This is a genomic window from Streptomyces sp. NPDC031210 (genome assembly GCF_055570395.1).
Genome location: NZ_JBVIHH010000002.1, coordinates 122,445 through 140,417, shown reverse-complemented (window position 1 = coordinate 140,417; position 17,973 = coordinate 122,445). Strand labels below are relative to the sequence as shown.

Annotated in this window: 17 protein-coding genes and 1 pseudogene; 5 read left to right on the top strand and 13 right to left on the bottom strand. The window is 71.7% G+C overall.

From position 1 onward, the window contains the following. Positions 1-129: 129 nt before the first annotated feature. The 5 genes from ACZ45Z_RS04360 to clpS form a co-directional block, all read right to left on the bottom strand. Entirely contained in the window at positions 130-291 is a 162-nt protein-coding gene (locus tag ACZ45Z_RS04360; RefSeq protein ID WP_468355887.1) for a putative leader peptide, read from the bottom strand. A gap of 277 nt (positions 292-568) precedes the next feature. After that, the gene (locus ACZ45Z_RS04355; RefSeq protein WP_468355884.1) at positions 569-994 is read right to left on the bottom strand and encodes a M67 family metallopeptidase; all 426 of its coding nucleotides are present in this window, start codon (positions 992-994) and stop codon (positions 569-571) included. 79 nt (positions 995-1,073) lie between these two features. Next, a complete protein-coding gene (locus tag ACZ45Z_RS04350) occupies positions 1,074-2,534 on the bottom strand; it encodes an amino acid permease (RefSeq protein WP_468355881.1) in 1,461 nt (486 codons plus the stop codon). Positions 2,535-3,008: 474 nt separating this feature from the next. Continuing rightward, a complete protein-coding gene (locus ACZ45Z_RS04345) occupies positions 3,009-3,605 on the bottom strand; it encodes a DUF2017 domain-containing protein (RefSeq protein ID WP_468355878.1) in 597 nt (198 codons plus the stop codon). Continuing rightward, positions 3,605-3,955, bottom strand: a complete 351-nt coding sequence (gene clpS, locus ACZ45Z_RS04340; protein WP_468355875.1) for an ATP-dependent Clp protease adapter ClpS — start codon at positions 3,953-3,955, stop codon at positions 3,605-3,607. Before clpS ends, ACZ45Z_RS04345 begins: the two co-directional genes overlap by 1 nt. A 449-nt stretch (positions 3,956-4,404) precedes the next feature. Here clpS and ACZ45Z_RS04335 point away from each other — a divergent pair, with 449 nt between their 5' ends. Both ACZ45Z_RS04335 and ACZ45Z_RS04330 read left to right on the top strand, forming a co-directional pair. Continuing rightward, positions 4,405-5,733: a nicotinate phosphoribosyltransferase gene (locus ACZ45Z_RS04335; RefSeq protein ID WP_468355872.1), complete on the top strand. Its 1,329-nt coding sequence runs from the start codon at positions 4,405-4,407 to the stop codon at positions 5,731-5,733. A 287-nt stretch (positions 5,734-6,020) separates the two neighbouring features. Beyond that, entirely contained in the window at positions 6,021-6,617 is a 597-nt protein-coding gene (locus ACZ45Z_RS04330; protein ID WP_468355869.1) for an isochorismatase family protein, read from the top strand. Between the two features lie 286 nt (positions 6,618-6,903). Here ACZ45Z_RS04330 and ACZ45Z_RS04325 read toward each other — a convergent pair. Both ACZ45Z_RS04325 and ACZ45Z_RS04320 read right to left on the bottom strand, forming a co-directional pair. Further along, positions 6,904-7,236: pseudogene (locus ACZ45Z_RS04325) on the bottom strand (hypothetical protein); the annotation flags it as partial. Positions 7,237-7,352: 116 nt separating this feature from the next. After that, the gene (locus tag ACZ45Z_RS04320; protein ID WP_468355866.1) at positions 7,353-9,737 is read right to left on the bottom strand and encodes an immune inhibitor A domain-containing protein; all 2,385 of its coding nucleotides are present in this window, start codon (positions 9,735-9,737) and stop codon (positions 7,353-7,355) included. Between the two features lie 392 nt (positions 9,738-10,129). Here ACZ45Z_RS04320 and ACZ45Z_RS04315 point away from each other — a divergent pair, with 392 nt between their 5' ends. Beyond that, positions 10,130-10,405, top strand: a complete 276-nt coding sequence (locus ACZ45Z_RS04315) for a hypothetical protein (RefSeq protein ID WP_468355863.1) — start codon at positions 10,130-10,132, stop codon at positions 10,403-10,405. An 18-nt stretch (positions 10,406-10,423) separates the two neighbouring features. On the opposite strand, the gene ACZ45Z_RS04310 is transcribed toward ACZ45Z_RS04315, so the two are convergent. Further along, on the bottom strand, positions 10,424-11,125 hold the full coding sequence (locus tag ACZ45Z_RS04310; RefSeq protein ID WP_468355860.1) for an RDD family protein: 702 nt from the start codon (positions 11,123-11,125) through the stop codon (positions 10,424-10,426). Positions 11,126-11,243: 118 nt separating this feature from the next. Then, entirely contained in the window at positions 11,244-12,776 is a 1,533-nt protein-coding gene (locus tag ACZ45Z_RS04305; protein ID WP_468355857.1) for an RDD family protein, read from the bottom strand. Between the two features lie 239 nt (positions 12,777-13,015). Here ACZ45Z_RS04305 and ACZ45Z_RS04300 point away from each other — a divergent pair, with 239 nt between their 5' ends. Next, on the top strand, positions 13,016-13,492 hold the full coding sequence (locus ACZ45Z_RS04300) for an SsgA family sporulation/cell division regulator (protein WP_468355854.1): 477 nt from the start codon (positions 13,016-13,018) through the stop codon (positions 13,490-13,492). 108 nt (positions 13,493-13,600) lie between these two features. Next, complete coding sequence (locus tag ACZ45Z_RS04295) at positions 13,601-14,200, top strand: CBS domain-containing protein (RefSeq protein WP_468355851.1); 600 nt, start codon at positions 13,601-13,603, stop codon at positions 14,198-14,200. Between the two features lie 89 nt (positions 14,201-14,289). Here the strand turns inward: ACZ45Z_RS04295 and ACZ45Z_RS04290 are convergent, their stop codons facing one another. From ACZ45Z_RS04290 to ACZ45Z_RS04275, 4 genes are all read right to left on the bottom strand, one after another. Then, the gene (locus ACZ45Z_RS04290; RefSeq protein ID WP_468355848.1) at positions 14,290-15,735 is read right to left on the bottom strand and encodes a dihydrolipoyl dehydrogenase family protein; all 1,446 of its coding nucleotides are present in this window, start codon (positions 15,733-15,735) and stop codon (positions 14,290-14,292) included. Positions 15,736-15,819: 84 nt separating this feature from the next. Further along, positions 15,820-16,116 (bottom strand): hypothetical protein, encoded by a 297-nt coding sequence (locus ACZ45Z_RS04285; RefSeq protein WP_468355845.1) that lies wholly within the window; start codon positions 16,114-16,116, stop codon positions 15,820-15,822. Positions 16,117-16,127: 11 nt separating this feature from the next. Further along, entirely contained in the window at positions 16,128-16,448 is a 321-nt protein-coding gene (locus tag ACZ45Z_RS04280) for a hypothetical protein (RefSeq protein ID WP_468355842.1), read from the bottom strand. Between the two features lie 69 nt (positions 16,449-16,517). Further along, positions 16,518-17,882: an FAD-binding oxidoreductase gene (locus ACZ45Z_RS04275; RefSeq protein WP_468355839.1), complete on the bottom strand. Its 1,365-nt coding sequence runs from the start codon at positions 17,880-17,882 to the stop codon at positions 16,518-16,520. Positions 17,883-17,973 lie beyond the last annotated feature (91 nt).

Here is a 17,973-nt window from a genome sequence, read left to right as displayed (position 1 = left end):
CCTGTGGGAGTGAGTGGCGGGTGCGGTGTCGCGGGTGCGGGGCGGGTGCGCCGGATGACGCGGAAGTGCGGGGGGGTGCGAGGGGGGACCGGGGCGGCCGTGGGAGGGAGCGGTCCGGGGACGGGCGGCTCAGCGCGGACAGATGGCGCTGGAGAGGCGGCACAGGTCGATGTGCAGCCGGGCGGTTCCGCAGCCGAAGGCGCCCAGCAGGGCGGAGGCGCACCGACGCGTGGCGAGGGGAGCGTGCTGTCGCATTCCCGTCCTCTTCTCGCTCACGTCGTGGTCAACCATGCGGGCATCGTATCGATTCCCGGTCCGGGTATTGGAAGCTTGTCCCATGATGCGGACGCTCGGTGTACGCCAGGTGGGACGCGGATCCGGGCGGCCGGCCCTCGGGCGGGCCGGCGGTCGGCGTATGGGCAGGTCACGGGCGGCGTGCGGGCCGTCGGCGGATCGGCCGCCCGGCACCGGTGGGGCGTGCGTCACCTCGCGTCACTCCGGGGGCGTCCGCCGCCCCCGTGGGGAAACGCCCCGGCTCACCCGCTTCCCACCCTCCCGTCGTCCCGACTCAGGCGTACTCCGCCACCACCTCGACGTCTTCCTCCGTGACCTGGCCGTCCACGATCCGGAACGAGCGGAACTGGAAGGGGCCGGCGTCGTCGGTGTCGGCGGTGGAGACCAGGACGTAGTGCGCGCCGGGCTCGTTGGCGTACGTGATGTCCGTGCGGGAGGGGTACGCCTCGGTGGCGGTGTGCGAGTGGTAGACGATCACCGGCTCCTCGTCGCGGTCGTCCATCTCGCGGTAGAGCTTGAGCAGGTCGGCCGAGTCGAACTCGTAGAACGTGGGCGAGCGGGCGGCGTTGAGCATCGGAATGAACCGCTCCGGGCGCCCGCTGCCCGCCGGGCCCGCGACCACGCCGCACGCCTCGTCGGGGTGGTCCTGGCGGGCGTGCTCGACGATCCGGTCGTAGAGGTCCTTGGTGAGGGTCAGCATGCCGCCAAGAATAGACAGCGGGCCCGCGCGTACCGAAGAGTGGTACGCGCGGGCCCGCATGCTGGACAGCGGCGAAGGATCAGTCCTTCTCGCCCTTGGCGGCGGCGCCCGCGGGCGTCCCCTTCAGGGCGGCGGCCGCGTCGCGGCGCTTGATGCAGAGGTAGCCCACCGCCAGGATGAGCGCCCACAGCGGGGCCGCGTAGAGCGAGATCCGGGCGTCCGGGTCGATGCCCATCATCACGATCACCATGGCGATGAACGCCAGCGCGAAGACCGAGGTGTAGGGGCTGCCGGGGGCCTTGAACTCGGACTGCGGCAGCTCGCCGCGGTTGGCCTTGGCGCGGTAGCGCAACTGCGAGAGCAGGATGACGATCCAGGCCCACATACCGGAGATGGTCGCGAAGGAGACGACGTAGTTGAACGCCTCGCCCGGCCACTGGTAGTTGATCCAGACGCCGCAGAGCATCATCGCCACGGAGACGCCGGTGCCCCAGGTGGGCAGGCCGTTCTTGCTGAGGCGGGTGAAGAGCTTCGGGCCCTGTCCGTTGAGCGCGAGGTCGCGCAGCATCCGGCCGGTGGAGTACATGCCGGAGTTGGCCGAGGACAGCGCGGCGGTCAGCACGACGAAGTTGACGATGCCGGCGCCGGCGGGCAGGCCGATCTCCTGGAACGCGGCGACGAACGGGCTCACGTTCGGCTTGAAGACCGTCCAGCTCACGACGGACAGGATGATGATGAGCGCGCCGATGTAGAAGAGGCCGATCCGCCACGGCACGGTGTTGATCGCCTTGGGCAGGACCTTCTTCGGGTTGGCCGCCTCGCCCGCGGTGACGCCGACGAGTTCGACGGCGAGGAAGGCGAACATCACGATCTGCAGCGTCATCAGCGTGCCGCCGATGCCCTTGGGGAAGAATCCGCCGTCGGACCACAGGAGCGTGAAGGAAGCGGTGTCACCGGCGTCGGAGAAGCCGAGGATGATCACGCCGAGACCGATGAGGATCATGCCGAGAATCGCGGTGACCTTCACCATCGAGAACCAGAACTCCAGCTCTCCGAAGAGCTTTACGGAGATCAGGTTGATCCCGAAGAGCGCGCAGGTGAAGACCAGCGCCGAGGCCCATTGCGGAATGCCTTCGTTCCAGTACTGGACGTAGGTGGCCGCCGCGGTCACTTCCGTGATGCCGGTGACGACCCAGAAGAGCCAATAGGTCCAGCCGGTCACGAAGCCGATGAACGGGCCGAGGAATTCACGGCCGTACTCGGAGAAGGAGCCGGACACGGGCCGGTACATGAGCAGTTCGCCCAGGGCCCGCATGATGAAGAAGATCACCAGACCGACGATGGCGTAGGCCAGGATGATGCTCGGCCCGGCCTTCGAGATCGCCTTCCCCGCTCCGAGGAACAGGCCGGTCCCGATGGCGCCACCAATGGCGATCATCTGGATCTGCCGGCTTCCCAGACCCCGCTGATAGCCCTCTTCGGGAGCTTGCCCAGCGGCCTCGTTGCCGTCGTGTTGCTTGTCGACCTGCACAGAGGTCATGAGTGGTGCGCCTTTCTCCATTCCGACCCGGCCTGTCCGGGTCGGGTCCCGACCCCCCGGATGGAGTTCCTGCACGCCGACGGTCGGCCGGCTCAGCGCTCCCGCGGTGACAGGGGTGGCGTCACGCACGGCAGGTCGTGAAGATTTATCACGGAAGTATCAAGATCAACTACTGCCCGCGTGAGGCCGGTCACAGGAAAAAGGGGACAAAGAGCGGAAGCGGGCACAAGGTGCGCCGGTGTGGTGACGCGATCGTTATCCGGATTTGAGCGTCCGCTGAGCGAACATCCGGGGTGGTGGGCCCGGGGGGCCGGGGCGCGGCGCCGGGGTGGTGGGCCCCGGGTGGTGCGTCGGGTGGTGCGCCGCGGGTGCCGCGCCGGGGTGGTGCGCCCTGGGTGGTGCGCCGGACGGCGCGCCGGGCGGTGCGCCGCGGGTGCCGCGCCCCGGTGCCGGGCCCCGGTCCCGCGCCCGGGTTCAGCCCATCAGCGATTCGACGAGGGTCTCCTGGAGGCCGCCGAGCCAGAGGTAGGCCATCACCATCGGCTTGCGCGGGTCCGTGTCCGGCAGACGCAGCAGCTCCCCGCCGTCGTCCTCGTCGGTGACCTCCAGGCGGGTGCCGATGGCCAGCCGGAGGTCGTTGAGGGCGCCCAGCCACTGCCGGCACTCGTCCGGCTTCAGTCGCAGCACCGCACCCCGGTCCTCCCCCGGCGACAGCGCGTCCAGCGCGCGGACCAACGAGAGGGCGTCGTCCCGCTTGCGCGACCGCAGGTCGTTCTCGGTGTAGCGGCGGAATTCGGCGGCGGCGGCCCGCACATCGTCGTCGGGGACGAGGTCGGGGCCGCCGTAGGCGTCGGGGAAGAAGCGGGCGAGGACCGGGTCCTCCGGCGGCTCGCTGGGGCCGTCGTTGAAGACCGAGGCGAGCAGGTCGTCGCTCTCGCTGCCGGCGGACTCGTCGCCGGGGCCGATGAGTTCCAGGAGCTGCACGGCCAGGCTGCGCAGGATGGAGATCTCGACCTCGTCCAGGAGGACGGCGGCGCCTCCGTCGGGCAGGGGCTCGAACTGGCCGCTCATCAGCGGTCCTGCTGAAGGGTCGCCCACAGGCCGTAGCCGTGCATCGCCTGCACGTCGCGTTCCATTTCCTCGCGACTGCCGCTGGAGACGATCGCGCGGCCCTTGTGGTGCACGTCGAGCATCAACTGATGCGCCTTGTCCTTGGAGTAGCCGAAGTACGTCTGGAAGACATACGACACATAGCTCATGAGATTGACGGGGTCGTTGTGGACGATCGTGACCCACGGGACGTCGGGTTCGGGGACCTCGGCGGGTGCCTCGCTCGACTCGGGACGCTCGATCTCAACCGGAACACTGAGGGTGCAGCGATGCGGCCGGAGAGTGATCGTGGGTGACGGATGGGCGCTCACAGCCCCATGCTGCCACCCGGGGACGCGAGACGCACAAACGACCCTCACCTGGCCGCGTCGGCGCCCGCCGCCGAACTCCGCCCTCGGCCCCTGCCGCGCGCCTGCCTCCCCGCCGCATCTGCTCGCTGCATCCACCCGCGCACTGGCCCCTGCTCTCCCCCCTCCCCCCTCCCCCCTCCCTCTCCCGCACTCCATCTCCACCCCCATCCCCATCCCGCACTCCATCCCCCTCCCGCTCCCGTACCCCCTCCCCCTCCCCCTCCCCCTCCTCCCCCTCTCCCTCCCCTCCCGCCCGCAGAAATCGTCAAACTGACGAGTATTCGAGGTAGCATCTTTTCCGTGCCGCACTCCCGGGGGATCGCACGCCCGGCGGCCGCCGTCGCCGGCTGCCCACTCCCCGTCAGGTGTCCGGTGCGGCCGGCATGGACCGAATTGCGAGGTATGTCGAAGTGAACGTTGCAGACCTGGGGCTCCCGGTGACCGTGCCGGCGACTGCGCTCTTCACCGACCAGTACGAACTCACCATGCTGCAGGCCGCGTTGCGGTCCGGGACCGCGGACCGGCACGCGGTCTTCGAGGTCTTCACCCGCCGCCTGCCCGAGGGCCGCCGCTACGGCGTCGTCGCCGGCACCGGCCGGGTGCTGGACGCGGTGGAGAACTTCCGCTTCGACGCCACGATCCTGGACTTCCTGCGCGAGCGCGGCATCCTCGACGAGCCGACGCTGAAGTGGCTGGCCGACTACCGCTTCCGCGGCGACATCTGGGGCTACCCGGAAGGCGAGGTGTACTTCCCGGGCTCCCCGGTCATGCGGGTGGAGGGCACCTTCGCCGAGGCGGTGCTGCTGGAGACGGTGATCCTCTCGATCCTCAACCACGACTCCGCGGTCGCCGCGGCCGCCTCCCGGATGGCGGTGGCGGCCGGCGGCCGCCCGCTGATGGAGATGGGCGCCCGCCGCACCCACGAACTCGCGGCCGTCGCCGCGGCCCGCTCCGCGTACGTCGGCGGCTTCCACACCACGTCCGACCTGGCCGCCGGCTTCCGCTACAACATCCCCACCGTCGGCACCAGCGCCCACGCCTTCACCCTGCTGCACGACAACGAGCGCGACGCCTTCACCGCCCAGGTCCAGACCCTCGGCAGCGGGACGACCCTGCTGGTGGACACCTTCGACGTCACCGAGGCGGTCCGTACGGCCGTGGAGGTGGCCGGCCCGGAGCTGGGCGCGGTACGCATCGACTCGGGCGACCTGCTGCTCATCGCCCACCGCGTACGCCAGCAGCTCGACGAGCTGGGTGCGACGAAGACCAAGATCGTGGTCACCAGCGATCTGGACGAGTACGCCATCGCCTCGCTGGCCGCCGCGCCCGTGGACGCGTACGGCGTGGGCACCCAACTGGTGACCGGCAGCGGGCACCCGACCAGCTCGATGGTCTACAAGCTGGTCGCCCGCGCCGAGAGCGACGAGCCCGGAGCCCCGCTGCGGCCGGTCGCGAAGAAGTCGATGGGCGCCAAGTCCTCGGTCGGCGGCCGCAAGTGGGCCGCCCGGCGGCTGGACGAGGACGGCGTGGCCGAGGCCGAGGTCATCGGTACGGGCCCGGTGCCGGCCGAGCTCGCCGACCGGCAGCTACTGGTGCCGCTGGTTCGCGCGGGCGAGGTGGTGGCCCGTGAGCCGCTGGACGCCGCCCGCGAGCGGCACATCGCGGCCCGCGCCGGACTGCCGCTGTCGGCGACCCAGCTCTCGCGGGGGGAGCCCGTCCTGCCCACCGAGTACGTGTAGAGCGAGGCTGCCCACCGGGTGGGGTGGGAGCGGGCGGGTGCGTGGGGCGGGGGGGGGGGGGGGTGGCTCGGGTGGCTGGGGCTCGCGGCGGGCTTCCTCCTTTTTACCGCAACGATTACGGAGAGTTAGTAGTTCCAGGTATTCGTCACTCTATGTTACTGCACGAGGGGTTCATTGAGTGGAGGGGTTCGACCCCTCCCGCATCGGGTGCGCAGTGACTACCCTCGGTCACATCGTTCCACTCACTCCGCGCCCCTCCCCCGACTCCCAGCCGGAAGGCACGCACCATGCACCGGGCATTGATCGTCGTTGATGTGCAGAACGACTTCTGCGAGGGCGGCAGTCTCGCCGTGGCGGGCGGGGCGGATGTCGCCGCGGCCATCACCGACCTGGTGGGTCAGACGGCCGGCGGCTGCTACCGCCATGTCGTGGCCACCCGGGACCACCACATCGATCCGGGCGACCACTTCTCCGACCATCCCGACTTCGTCCGGTCCTGGCCGGCGCACTGCGTGGCGGGTACCGAAGGCAGTGGGTTCCACGCCAATTTCGCGCCGGCCGTCGCCTCGGGCGCGATCGACGCGGTCTTCGACAAGGGCGCCTACTCCGCCGCCTACAGCGGTTTCGAGGGCGCCGACGAGAACGGCACGCTGCTCGCGGACTGGCTGCGGGAGCGGGATGTGAGCGAGGTGGACGTGGTCGGCATCGCCACGGACCACTGCGTGCGCGCCACCGCCCTGGACGCGCTCGGCGCCGGGCTGCGTACGCATGTGCTGCTGGATCTGACCGCGGGAGTCTCGGCGGCCACCACCGAGCGGGCCGTTGAGGAGCTGCGGGCGGCGGGCGCCGAGCTGACCGGCAAACCGGTTCTCGCCGGCGGCTGAGCGCCCCGGCGGGGGCAGGGAGAGGGGCACCACCACCACGGGCCGGCCACCGCCCGCCACGCCCCTCAGGCGCCCGCCACGCCCTCAGGAGCCCCTACGGTCCGGCTATCACCGGCGCCACCCCCACCACGGCCTCCGGGACACCCACACCCTTAACCCCTGGAGTCACAGGACCACCCAGGGTCGCAGAACCACCCGAAGCCTCCGCCGCCCCCGCCGCCCCCGGGCCCGACACCGCCGCGCCCGGCACCGGCCCCGGGCTCGGCACCGCCCCCGGCACCGGCCCAGCCCCCCGCAGCAACGCCCGTATCGGATGCCACGACTCCGTGTCGTCGTCCGGGGCCGCGCGCCAGACCAGGCCGTCGGGGTGGTGCAGGACGGCCGTGATCTCGTCGGGTGTGGGGGGTTCGGTGTTGCCGCGTAGGTAGACGGCGCGTAGACCGAGGTTGCGCAGCCTGGTCAGGGCGCGCGGGCGGTTTACGGCGTGGACGAGGACCCGGACGCGGCGGGCGCCGTCGTAGGGGCCCGGGAGCGGGCCGTGGCCCGGTCTGGGCAGGGAAAGGGCGACCACCACGCTTCCGCCAGGAAGCTTGATGAAGCCGCCACCGGTCAGTGTCATATCTCCCCCGTGAGACTCATCGTCAACAAGGAACTGATAGGACGCATCTAAACGCTAATCGGCCGCCGCCCGCTAGGGGCGACGGCCGATTAGCTTCTGACCTGCGGCTTTACCGATTACTTACCGGCGGGGCCGATCCGGAGGGTCGCCGTGGCGCCGTTTCCGGACTCTTTGGTGATCTTGATGCGGGTGTTGGTGTCAGGAACGATCACGCCACCGGTCGGGTTGGCCGTGTCGTAGTACACGCCGTGCCGGTCGTCGAAGACGGTGACGCCCTTCTTCGACGTGATCGTGACCGGCTTGCCGTCCTTGTGCAGGTACAGCGCGTCGGTGCGGAAGCGCGTGAAGGTCGAGTCGTAGGACTGGAAGCGGTTGCGCATCAGCTTCCCGTCGGACCACCGCTCGGCCTTGGGGTGCGCGTCGACGGGCAGGATCTGCCCGTGGCCCGGGTGCTGTCCGACGTTGTTGTCGGCCTGCGAGGTGTCCCAGAGCCAGATGAGCACACCGTTCTGGTAGGGGAAGTGCTCGACCCAACTGGGCTTTTCGGTGGTCCAGCCGAAGTTGTACGGGCCGACCTTGAGGGTCTTGTCGTACGAGACGTACTGGCGGTTCTCGGCGATGTAGTACTGCGGGTAGTCCTTGGTGAAGGACGCGCCGATCCGCGAGAAGCCCTTGCTGGTCCAGCCGTTGTCGTCGCCCTCGGCGTTGTCGGTGAACAGCGGCTGGCCGTCGGCGACGATGCTGAGGGTGTCGGCCGCGAAGCCCTTCTGGGCCACGCCGCCGTCGCTCTGGTAGCGGAAGCGGACGTCGATCTTCTTGCCCGCGTAGGCGTCCAGCGGGTAGACGAGGTCCTGGTAGGCGCCGACGGTGCCGGTCAGCGCGGGCTTGTCGCCGCCGTCGCGCGGGATGGCCTTGCCGCCCGCGGTGCCGTCGACCGGCGTCCAGTTGGCGCCGCCGTCGGTGGAGACCTCGGCGTAGAGGTAGTCGTAGTTCTCCTCGATGTCCCACCAGCCCTTGAGCGTCAGCGACGCCTTGGACTTGCCGGTGAGGTCCACCGGCCGGGAGAGGGTGTTCTTCAGGTCGTCGCCCATGCCGCTCCACCACTGCTTGGAGCCTTCGGCGGGCGGGACGATGTCCGTCTTGACGGCCTTCGCGGGCAGTTCGACGACCACCGCCTGCTTGTCCTTGGTGTTGTACTCCGCGACGCCCAGCTTGTGCGTGGACTTCTTGGCGGCCTTGGCCTTGCCGTAGTTGAGCCAGCCGAGCTGCAGCTTGTCCCAGGCGCTCATGTCGCCGGGCAGGTCGCCGATGGAGTCCTTGCCGCGGCCGAGCCAGGAACCGGAGGACATCAACGACCAGAAGTCGACGGAGGATTCGCCGCTGCCGGTGGTGTCGTACTCGTCCGGCAGGCCCAGGTCGTGGCCGTATTCGTGGGCGAAGACGCCCAGGCCGCCGTTCTCGGGCTGCATGGTGTAGTCACCGACCCACAGGCCGGTGCCGCCGATCTGCGTACCGCCGGACCTGTTGTCGGCCGGTCCGGTCTTGCCGGCGTCGGTGCCGTACGCGTACCAGCGGTGCGCCCAGATGGCGTTGGTCTTCTGGACGCCGCCGCCCGCGGACTCGTCCTCGCCGGCGTGGACGATCTGGAAGTGGTCGATGTAGCCGTCGGGCTCGTTGAAGTTGCCGTCGGCGTCGTGGTCGTAGCGGTCCCACTGGTCGTATTTGGCCAGATCGGTCTTGATCTGGTCATCGGTGCGGCCGGCCGCCTTCTGGTTCTCGGCCCACCGGTTGACGCCGTCGCGGATCAGGTCCCAGGCGTTGGCGCAGTTGGTCTGGCCGCAGTAGTTGGAGCCGTAGCGGGCTTCGTTCCAGTCGACCTTGACCCAGTCGGAGACCTCGCCCTCGACGGAGTAGCGGCCCGAGGACTGCTTCTCGTAGTACTTGGCCAGGGACTCCTTCTTCTCGGCGTGGGAGAAGTACAGGTCCTGGAAGTGCCGGCGGTTGAAGTCCTTCTGCCAGGCCGTGCTGTTGTCCTTCGCACGGTCCGGCTGGGCTATCTGGTTGTGCGCGGGGCCGGCATCGCCGCCGTATTTCTTGACGGGCGGCTTCGGGCCGGCGCCGTCCGGGTCGAACATGGTGGTGTCGTCGACCTTGTCGCCGAAGTCCACCAGGACGGTGAAGATCTTGTCGGTCTTCTGGCGGGCCAGCTCGACGTACTTGCCCTTGGCGAGCTTGACGACCTTGGAGCCGCCGCGCTCGGTGGCGGTGGCGTCGCCGGATATGACCTGCTGGAGGGCTTCCTTGCGCTGCGCCGACTGCGTGTCGCTGAACGGGCCCTTGAGGTCGTGGTCCACGGTCCGCTCGGGGGCGGGGTCATGGCGCTTCGCGACGGGCGAGGGGGGCGTGGCCGCGACCGCCCCGGACGAGAGAGCGGCCGCCCCGATCGCGGCTATTGCCGTGGCCAGGGCGGCCGATCTGAACACCCTTTTGTTGTCTCTCACTTGGCGCTGTCCTCCCCTTGGAACGGTCACTGGTCGAGGGCATTCGACCGGAAGCGCGACGAAAAAGACAGATCTTGACTTGCCCACGTCAGCGAAGTACGTTACCCGGTCCACGAGTTACGGCTATCGGACACGGACGGACGGGGCATAGCGGACAGGTCGCGGTCGGTGCGGGCGGTGGTGGATATGCCGCGTGGGCATGCGCCCCCGTCGTCAACTGCTCGTATGCGGCGGCGCCTTTCCGCCTCGCGGAGCGCGTGCGCCCCCTGTGCACCAGGACCGTGGGTTAGGTCACGCTTACCTGGCGTTCCGCTCGGGAAGTAAGGACCGTAGGCTCGCTTCACGGCGTGCCACGACCCACCCCTTGCCGACCCCCGAGGACGGATTCCGCCATGCCTCGTCCGACTGCCACCCAGCTCGTCTACGGTTCGGCCACCGTCTTCCTCTCCACCCTCGCGATGCTGCTGCTCTCGCAGACGCAGACCGGGATCGGGGTCGCGGTCATCGCTCTCGCCGGGCTCGGGCTCGGCCTGCTGGTCGCCATGACGGTCCCGATGCCGCGCTGGTCGCGGGTCGTGCGCCGCCAGGCCGTACGCGCCGGCTCCCCGGCGGGGACGGCCGCCCCGTCGCGGCCGGTGCCGGCCCGGGTCGGGGACCATTCGCGGTAACCGGGCCCGTCCGCGCGGTCAGACCGCGGAGACGACCACGGTTCGGGCCGCTTTGTCGTGCAGGCACTGTTGGTAGGGCTGGTCCCAGGCGCACCACAGGACGTTGACGAGCCAGAAGACGAAGCCGCAGCACGGCACGACCTCCGGCAGGGTGTAGACGCCGGCGCGGACCCAGCCCGCCTGGCCGGACGGGATCGCTCCGTTGGCCAGCATCGCCACGCGGATCTTCATCGCCATCTTGCCGACGGTCTGGCCTCGGCTGGTGAGCATCAGCCCCTCGTAGATGAAGTACGCCAAAATCGTGATGCCGCCTACCGTTAGCTGCCTACCGGTATAGGTGCCGTCGTCGGTGAAGTAGTTCCGCCACCCGACGAGGGCGGTCATGATGAGCGACATCGGCACGGCGACGACGAGCCAGTCGATGATCCGCGCGACGAGCCGGCGGCCGCGGTGGGCCAGTGGCGGCATCCCGGCGAGCGGGTCGGTCGCGCCGTACGGCCCGCCGTAGGGATTGCCGCCGTAGGGGTCCGCCCCGTACGGGGGCGGGGTGCCGCCGGGAGGCGGTGGGGGCGGCATGCCCCCGGGGGGCGTCCCGTACGGGGGCGGGGTGCCCCCTGGGGGCGGGGTGCCGCCGCCGGGGGGCACCCCGCCCGGCTTCTTCAGGAACGGGTCGTTCTCCGGGGGTTCACCGGATCCGGGCCCGGGCTGGTCGGTGCTCATGGCCCGAGTCGACCCCGTACGGCCGCCCGCCGCATCCGGCCAAGGCCGTTCGGGGGACCGCCGCTCCCCGGTGGGGCGCCAGGTGTCCGCGAAGCCGCGAAGTCCCGTCCGGGGTTCGTCAGTCGGCGGCGACGAACGTGCGGGCGACCTTGTCGTGCCAGCACTGCCGCCACGGACGGTCGAACAGGCACCAGGCGGCGTTGACGACACCGACGACGAGGATGCCGAGCACGCCGTAGACGAACCAGCGTTTGAGGGCCGCGCCCAGGGTCGGGGTGTCGTGGCTCTCGATGTCCAGGACGCGCACCCCGCACAGTTTCTTGCCGAGGGTGCGGCCCCACTTGAGGGTCGGCAGCGCTTCGTAGAGCGCGCCGCCGATGAGCAGGACGGCGAGCACGGCGCCGAGCACCGGGGCGGTGGTGCCGTCGAGCAGATAGACCGTCACCTGGCGGCCGGACTGCTTGGCCGCCTCGATCTTGGCGTCGATGTGGTCGGCGGCGGTGCCCCACATCGGTACGGCGACCGCGGCGGCCGCGGCGGCCAGTACGAGGGTGTCGATCAGCCGGGCCGCGAAGCGGCGGCCCAGGCCCGCCGGGTGGCCCTGGGCGGCCTGCGCGGCGGCGAAGAAGACGTCGGCGCTCGGCGGCTTCCAGGGGATGACGCCGTCGGCGCCGGCGGCCCGCGGGCCGGGGGTGGTGGTGCCGCCCTGGGGCGGGAAACCGGCGGCCGGCGCGGCCGGCTGCGCGGCGGACGGTTGCGGTGCGGGTGCCTGCTGGGCGGGCGTACGGCCGGCGGGCGGCTGTCCGGGGCGGCCCTGCTGGGGGGCGCCGACGGACGGCAGCGCCTGGGGCGCGTCGCCGCCGGTTGGGGCGGTCCGGGCGCCGGGGACGTCGCCGGGGCCGAGGCGGATCGCCATGGTCTCGTTGGCCTTGGGGCGGGCGGCGCCGGGGCGGACCGCGCGGATGGCGGTGGTGCCCTGGTCGGCGGAGGCGCCGCGGCCGGAGTCGGGGCGCGCGGAGGGGTTGACGGCGCGGATGGCGACCGTGCCGTCGGCGGGGGCGTCGGGCCGGCGCGGGGTGCCGGGCGCGGCGGAACCGGCGGGTGGGGTGCCGGGTGCCTCGCCGGAGGCGTCGTCCCGGCCGGTTTCGGAGGCTCCGGCTCCCTGTTCGCGCGGGGGCGGCACGTTGCCCCAGGAGGGTGCGCCGGCCGGCTGGTCGGGTGAGCCCCAGGAGATACGGCGGTCCGCCTCGCCGCCGAAGCCGCTCTGCCGGGAGGCGTCGGCCTGCCAGGTGGCGCCCGGCTCCGGGCCGGTGCCGTGCAGTCGGGCCGGGTCGTCCCAGTTGGTGGTGGCGGCCGGGGTGTCGGCTTCGCCGGCGTGGCGTACGGCGGGCACGGCGGCGCCGCCGGCCTGGGCCTCCTCGTCGAGGAAGACCGGGCCGGTTTCCTCGACGGCGGGGGTGGCCGCTGCGGGCGGCGGGGTGGCGCCGGGCGGGGGCGCGGGCATGGCTTCGCCCTCGGCCGGGGCCGGCCTGCTGGTGCCCGGCACCCATGCGGCACCGTTCCAGTACCGGATGTAGCCGGGGATGGACGGGTCCGGGTAGAAGCCTGGCGTAGGGCTGCCGCCGGCGGATCCTGAGGTAGGGGCGCTCATGTCCGAAGTCCCGTATCTGTACTCGGCCTGGTGGGTGTGGGGTGCAGTCTGCCGCAACGCGACGTCCACATCTATCAGACCCCGGGTCTTGGCGGTGGCGGTCCCCGGTCACGACCACCTGGAAGAGGGCCGCGAAAAAAGTTGTGCGAAGTGGTGTAAGGGTCCGGTCCCGGCCGCCTCTCAGTGGGTGCGGGCTCGTTACGGGCGCCCGCTCAGGGAGAGGGAAAGAGGCGGATTCGATGCACACCGTGGTGGAACGAGAGCTGGAGCTGGGTCTGGTCCTGTCGCCGGAGCGCACCCTCGCGGTGCCGGCCCGGCTGACGTACCGGACGGATGACCCCTACGCCGTCCATGTGACCTTTCACATCGGTTCGGACGCCCCGGTCAACTGGACGTTCGCCCGCGAGCTGCTCGTCGAGGGCGTGTTCCGGCCGTGCGGTCACGGGGACGTGCGGGTGTGGCCGACGAAGGTGGACGGCCGCAGTCTGGTGTGCATGGCGCTGAGTTCGCCCGACGGCGACGCTCTGCTGGAGGCGCCGGCCGCGGCGGTCTCCGCGTGGCTGGAGCGCACGCTGCGGGTCGTGCCGCCGGGCTCGGAGCACGGGCATCTGGGCATCGACAAAGGGCTGAGCGAGCTGCTGGCGATGGCGCCGCGCGATGATCTGTGGTTGAGCGACCCGTGGCCGTCGGACGAGTCGCCGGAGCCGGGCGCGTAGGGCGGTGGCGGCGCGCAGGGCCGCTCGGCCCCGTGCGCGGGCGGTGTTCCGGCCCCACCCTGGTGGGGGGGAGACCGTGGGGTCGCCCCGGAGAGGACTGCGAGCGCGATGAAGCACAGCCGGGTCGCCGACCTGATGACGCCCTCCGTGGTGAGTGTGCAGCGGGGGACGCCGTTCAAGGAGATCGCGCGGCTGCTCGACGAGTACGACATCACGGCGGTGCCGGTGGTGGAGGACGGGCGGCCGGTCGGTGTGGTGTCCGAGGCGGATCTGCTGCGGCGGCGGTTCCCGGCGGGTGCCCGTTCCCCGAGCACGGCGGGGGATGTGATGACCAGTCCGGCCGTGGTCGCGCGGCCTGAGTGGACGGCGGCGCACGCCGCCCGCGTGATGGAGGATCACCGGGTCAAGCGGCTGCCGGTGGTGGACGACGACGGCCGGCTGGTCGCGGTCGTCAGCCGGCGGGATCTGCTGCGGCTCTTCCTGCGGCGGGACCGGGCGATCCAGGAGGAGATCGTGGAGGACGTGGTCACCCGCACGCTGGGGCTGGCGCCGTCCGCCCTGACCGTCGACGTCAGCGAGGGGCGGGTCACGCTCAGCGGTACGGTGCCGCGCCGGAGTCTGGTCGCGGTGACCGTGCGGCTGTGTGCGAGCGTCGACGGGGTGGTGGAGGTGGTGAACCATCTGGCCTACGAGGAGGACGACGGGTGAGCGGGGTGCGGGGGCGGTAGGCGGGGTGGGGGGGCGGTGCGCCGGGTGTGGTCGGGTCGCCGTCCGTCCCGGCGCCGGTGGGTCCGCCGTCAGCCCCGGTAGGTCTCCAGCAGCCGGAGCCACACCTCGCTGATGGTGGGGTAGGCGGGCACCGCGTGCCACAGGCGTTCGATGGGGACCTCGGCGGTGACGGCGATGGTCGCGGAGTGCAGGAGTTCGGCGACGCCGGGGCCGACGAAGGTGGCGCCGAGGAGCACTTCGCGGTCGAGGTCGACGATCATGCGGGCCCGGCCGCGGTATCCGTCGGCGTAGAGGGAGGCGCCGGCGACGGCGGCCAGGTCCTGGTCGACGACGCGGACGCGGTGGCCGGCTCGTTCGGCGGCGGCGGCCGTCAGGCCCACCGAGGCGGCTTCGGGGTCGGTGAAGACGACCTGCGGTACGGCGGCGGTGTCGGCGGTCGCGGCGTGCGCGCCCCAGCGGTCGGACTCCAGGATCGGCACCCGCCGGGCGCGGGCGGCGATGGCGGCGCCGGCGATCCGGGCCTGGTATTTGCCCTGGTGGGTCAGGAGTGCGCGGCGGTTGACGTCGCCGACGCCGTAGAGCCAGCCGCCCGGCACGGAGGTCACCCGGCAGCTTTCGTCCACCTCCAGCCAGGATCCGGGTTCCAGGCCGACGCTTTCGAGGCCGAGGTCGTCGGTTCGGGGTGCGCGGCCGGCGGCGATGAGCAGTTCGTCGGCGATGATCTCGTCGCCGGAGTCGAGGGCGAGGGTGACGACGCCGCCGGGTGCCTCCCGGCGTACCTCGCGTACTTCCACGCCGGTGCGCAGGAGGACGCCGGCCTCGGCGAGCCCTTCGGCGATCAGGCGGCCGGCGAACGGTTCCATGCGGGGCAGCAGTCCGTCGCCGCGCGCGAGGAGGGTCACGGAGGCGCCCAGGGCCCGCCAGGCGGTGGCCATCTCGACGCCCACGACGCCACCGCCGACGATGACGAGCCGGCCGGGGACGGTTGTGGCGCTGGTGGCTTCGCGGCTGGTCCAGGGGGTGGCGTCGGCGAGTCCGGGGATGGGTGGCAGGAGGGGGCGGCTGCCGGTGCAGACGGCGACGGCGTGCCGGGCGGTGAGGATTTTCCCGTCGTCGAGTGCGACGCGGCGGGGGCCGGCCAGCCGGGCGCGGCCGCGGAACAGGTCGATGCCGGCCGCGTCCAGCCAGCGCACCTGCGCGTCGTCGCGCCAGTGGGAGGCGAAGGCGTCGCGGCGGGCGAGGACGGCCGGGGGGTCGAGGGGCCCGTCGGCGGTGCCGTTGAGGCCGGGCATGCGGAGGGCGTCGGCGCGGGCGGTGACCGGGCGCAGCAGGGCCTTGCTGGGCATGCACGCCCAGTAGGAGCATTCGCCGCCGACCAGTTCGTTTTCCACGATCGCCGCGCTCAGTCCGGCGGCGTGCGCGCGGTCGGCGAGGTTCTCGCCGGTGGGCCCGGCGCCCAGGACGAGGACGTCGTAGGCGTCTTCGGCGGCTCGGGTCGCTGCGGTGGCTGCCATCGGCTCGTCGCCTTCCGGGTGGGCGGTGGTGCCTGCGGGGCCCCGCAGGGCCCTGCTAGGGGCCATCCTCGGCCCGTGCGGGCGTCAGCGCATCCGGCGGTCGACGGCTTCCTTGGCTTCGGCGAGGCCGGAGCCGGTCAGTTCGCGGTGGCGCTTGATGGCATGGAGGGTTTTGCCCTGGAGGATCAGTTCGTCGATTTCGGCCATGCCGGGGTCCTTGGGCTCTTCGGCGCCGGTGTGGGCCAGGAGGTGGTCGATTTTGCGTTCGAGGCGCTGGAGCCTGCGGTCGAGTTGCTTGCCGCGGCGGTCGGTGGTCGCGGCGGTGCCGGTCAGGGTGATGAGGAGGAGGGCGAGCACGGCCCAGGCGAAGGAGTTGTCCATGATCGGTAACTCTAGGACGCCGCGGCGCGCGCCATGAACACGACAGTGGCGGCGGGGCCGTGCACGCTGCCGCGGACGGCCAGGGCGCCGTCGGTGAGGATTTCGCATTCGGCGTGCGCGTCGGCTCCCTCCAGGGTGAGGGTGAGCATCGGCATGGCGCCCACTCCGCGCGCGTCCACGACCGCGAACCAGGGCAGCTCCGGACGGGTGACCTGCTGCTCCGCTCCGGCGCCCGGGGGCTGGACGGCGTAGGTGATGTCGTCGACGCCCTGGCCGGTCACCCGGAAGGTGACCGTGCCCTCTATGAGACCGCTCGGATCGTTCATCGTCATGGGGTCAGTCAATCTCTCCCAGGGCGGCGGCGCACATCCGGCCGCCCCGCCGCGTGCGCCGGATGGGGGTCAGAACAGCTTGCCGGGGTTGAGGAGTCCGAGCGGGTCGAAGACCTGCTTGATGCCGCGCTGCAACTCCAGCCCGACGGGGCCCAGTTCGCGGGCGAGCCACTCCTTCTTCAGCACGCCGACGCCGTGTTCGCCGGTGATGGTGCCGCCCAGTTCCAGGCCGAGCGCCATGATGTCGTCGAAGGAGGCGCGGGCCCGGCGGGACTCGTCGGGGTCGGCGGCGTCGAAGCAGACGGTGGGGTGGGTGTTGCCGTCGCCGGCGTGCGCGCAGACGCCGATGGTGAGCTGGTGTTTCTCGGCGATGGCGGCGGTGCCGTCGAGCATCGCGGCGAGCTGGGAGCGCGGTACGCACACGTCGTCGATCATCGTGGCGGACTTCACCCGCTCCAGGGCGGTCAGGGTCAGGCGGCGGGCCTGGAGCAGCAGGTCGGACTCGGCGGGCGTCTCGGCGGGGACGACCTGGGTGGCGCCGGCCGCGGCGCACAGCTCGCCGACGGCGGCGAGGTCGGCGGCCGGGTCGGGGGTGTCGAAGGCGGCGAGCAGCAGCGCTTCGGTGCTGTCCGGCAGGCCCATCCGGGCCATGTCGTTGACGGCGCGGATGCTCGTACGGTCCATGAGTTCGAGCAGGGAGGGGGCGTGGCCGCGGGCCATGATGTCGCAGACGGCGGCGCAGGCGGTGGCGGTGGAGGGGAACTCGGCGGCCAGCACGAGTTGTTGGGGCGGCTGGGGTTTGAGGGCGAGGACGGCGCGTACGACGACGCCGAGGGTGCCTTCGGAGCCGACGAAGAGGCGGGTGAGGTCGTAGCCGGCGACGCCCTTGGCGGTGCGCCGGCCGGTGGTCAGCAGGCGGCCGTCGGCGAGGACGACGTCGAGGCCGAGGACGTACTCGGCGGTGACGCCGTATTTGACGCAGCACAGGCCGCCGGAGGCGGTGCCGATGTTGCCGCCGATCGAGCACTGCTCCCAACTGGAGGGGTCGGGTGGGTAGTACAGGCCGTGTTCGTTGACGGCGCGGGAGAGGACGGCGTTGACGACGCCGGGCTCGACGACCGCGATCCGGTCGACGGGGTTGATTTCGAGGATCCGGTCCATCTTGACCAGCGACAGGACGACGCAGCCGTCGCTGGCGTTGGCGGCGCCCGACAGGCCGGTGCGCGCGCCCTGCGGGACGACGGGGACGCGCAGTTCGGTGGCGGTGCGCATGACGTGCTGGACTTCTTCGGTGGTGCGCGGCAGGACGACGACGGCGGGTGTGCCGGCCTCGCAGAAGCCCGCCATGTCGTGGGCGTAGGAGCCGGTGACGTCGGGATCGGTGAGGATCGCGTCCGGGGGGAGGCCGGCGCGCAGACGGGCGAGGAGGTCCATAGCGTCCAGCGTCGCACCCGCGGGCCGCGGGTGGAAGATCACCGGCGGCCGATCAGGCGGGGCGGGGCGGCTGTTCGGGCGGCGGCGGGGC

What these genes read in the sequence shown, in the direction of transcription:
- ACZ45Z_RS04360 (WP_468355887.1), bottom strand. Translation starts at nt 291, where the DNA reads ATGGTTGACCACGACGTGAGCGAGAAGAGGACGGGAATGCGACAGCAC.
- ACZ45Z_RS04355 (WP_468355884.1), bottom strand. Translation starts at nt 994, where the DNA reads ATGCTGACCCTCACCAAGGACCTCTACGACCGGATCGTCGAGCACGCC.
- ACZ45Z_RS04350 (WP_468355881.1), bottom strand. Translation starts at nt 2,534, where the DNA reads ATGACCTCTGTGCAGGTCGACAAGCAACACGACGGCAACGAGGCCGCT.
- ACZ45Z_RS04345 (WP_468355878.1), bottom strand. Translation starts at nt 3,605, where the DNA reads ATGAGCGGCCAGTTCGAGCCCCTGCCCGACGGAGGCGCCGCCGTCCTC.
- ACZ45Z_RS04330 (WP_468355869.1), top strand. Translation starts at nt 6,021, where the DNA reads ATGCACCGGGCATTGATCGTCGTTGATGTGCAGAACGACTTCTGCGAG.
- ACZ45Z_RS04315 (WP_468355863.1), top strand. Translation starts at nt 10,130, where the DNA reads ATGCCTCGTCCGACTGCCACCCAGCTCGTCTACGGTTCGGCCACCGTC.
- ACZ45Z_RS04310 (WP_468355860.1), bottom strand. Translation starts at nt 11,125, where the DNA reads ATGAGCACCGACCAGCCCGGGCCCGGATCCGGTGAACCCCCGGAGAAC.
- ACZ45Z_RS04305 (WP_468355857.1), bottom strand. Translation starts at nt 12,776, where the DNA reads ATGAGCGCCCCTACCTCAGGATCCGCCGGCGGCAGCCCTACGCCAGGC.
- ACZ45Z_RS04300 (WP_468355854.1), top strand. Translation starts at nt 13,016, where the DNA reads ATGCACACCGTGGTGGAACGAGAGCTGGAGCTGGGTCTGGTCCTGTCG.
- ACZ45Z_RS04295 (WP_468355851.1), top strand. Translation starts at nt 13,601, where the DNA reads ATGAAGCACAGCCGGGTCGCCGACCTGATGACGCCCTCCGTGGTGAGT.
- ACZ45Z_RS04290 (WP_468355848.1), bottom strand. Translation starts at nt 15,735, where the DNA reads ATGGCAGCCACCGCAGCGACCCGAGCCGCCGAAGACGCCTACGACGTC.
- ACZ45Z_RS04285 (WP_468355845.1), bottom strand. Translation starts at nt 16,116, where the DNA reads ATGGACAACTCCTTCGCCTGGGCCGTGCTCGCCCTCCTCCTCATCACC.
- ACZ45Z_RS04280 (WP_468355842.1), bottom strand. Translation starts at nt 16,448, where the DNA reads ATGACGATGAACGATCCGAGCGGTCTCATAGAGGGCACGGTCACCTTC.
- ACZ45Z_RS04275 (WP_468355839.1), bottom strand. Translation starts at nt 17,882, where the DNA reads ATGGACCTCCTCGCCCGTCTGCGCGCCGGCCTCCCCCCGGACGCGATC.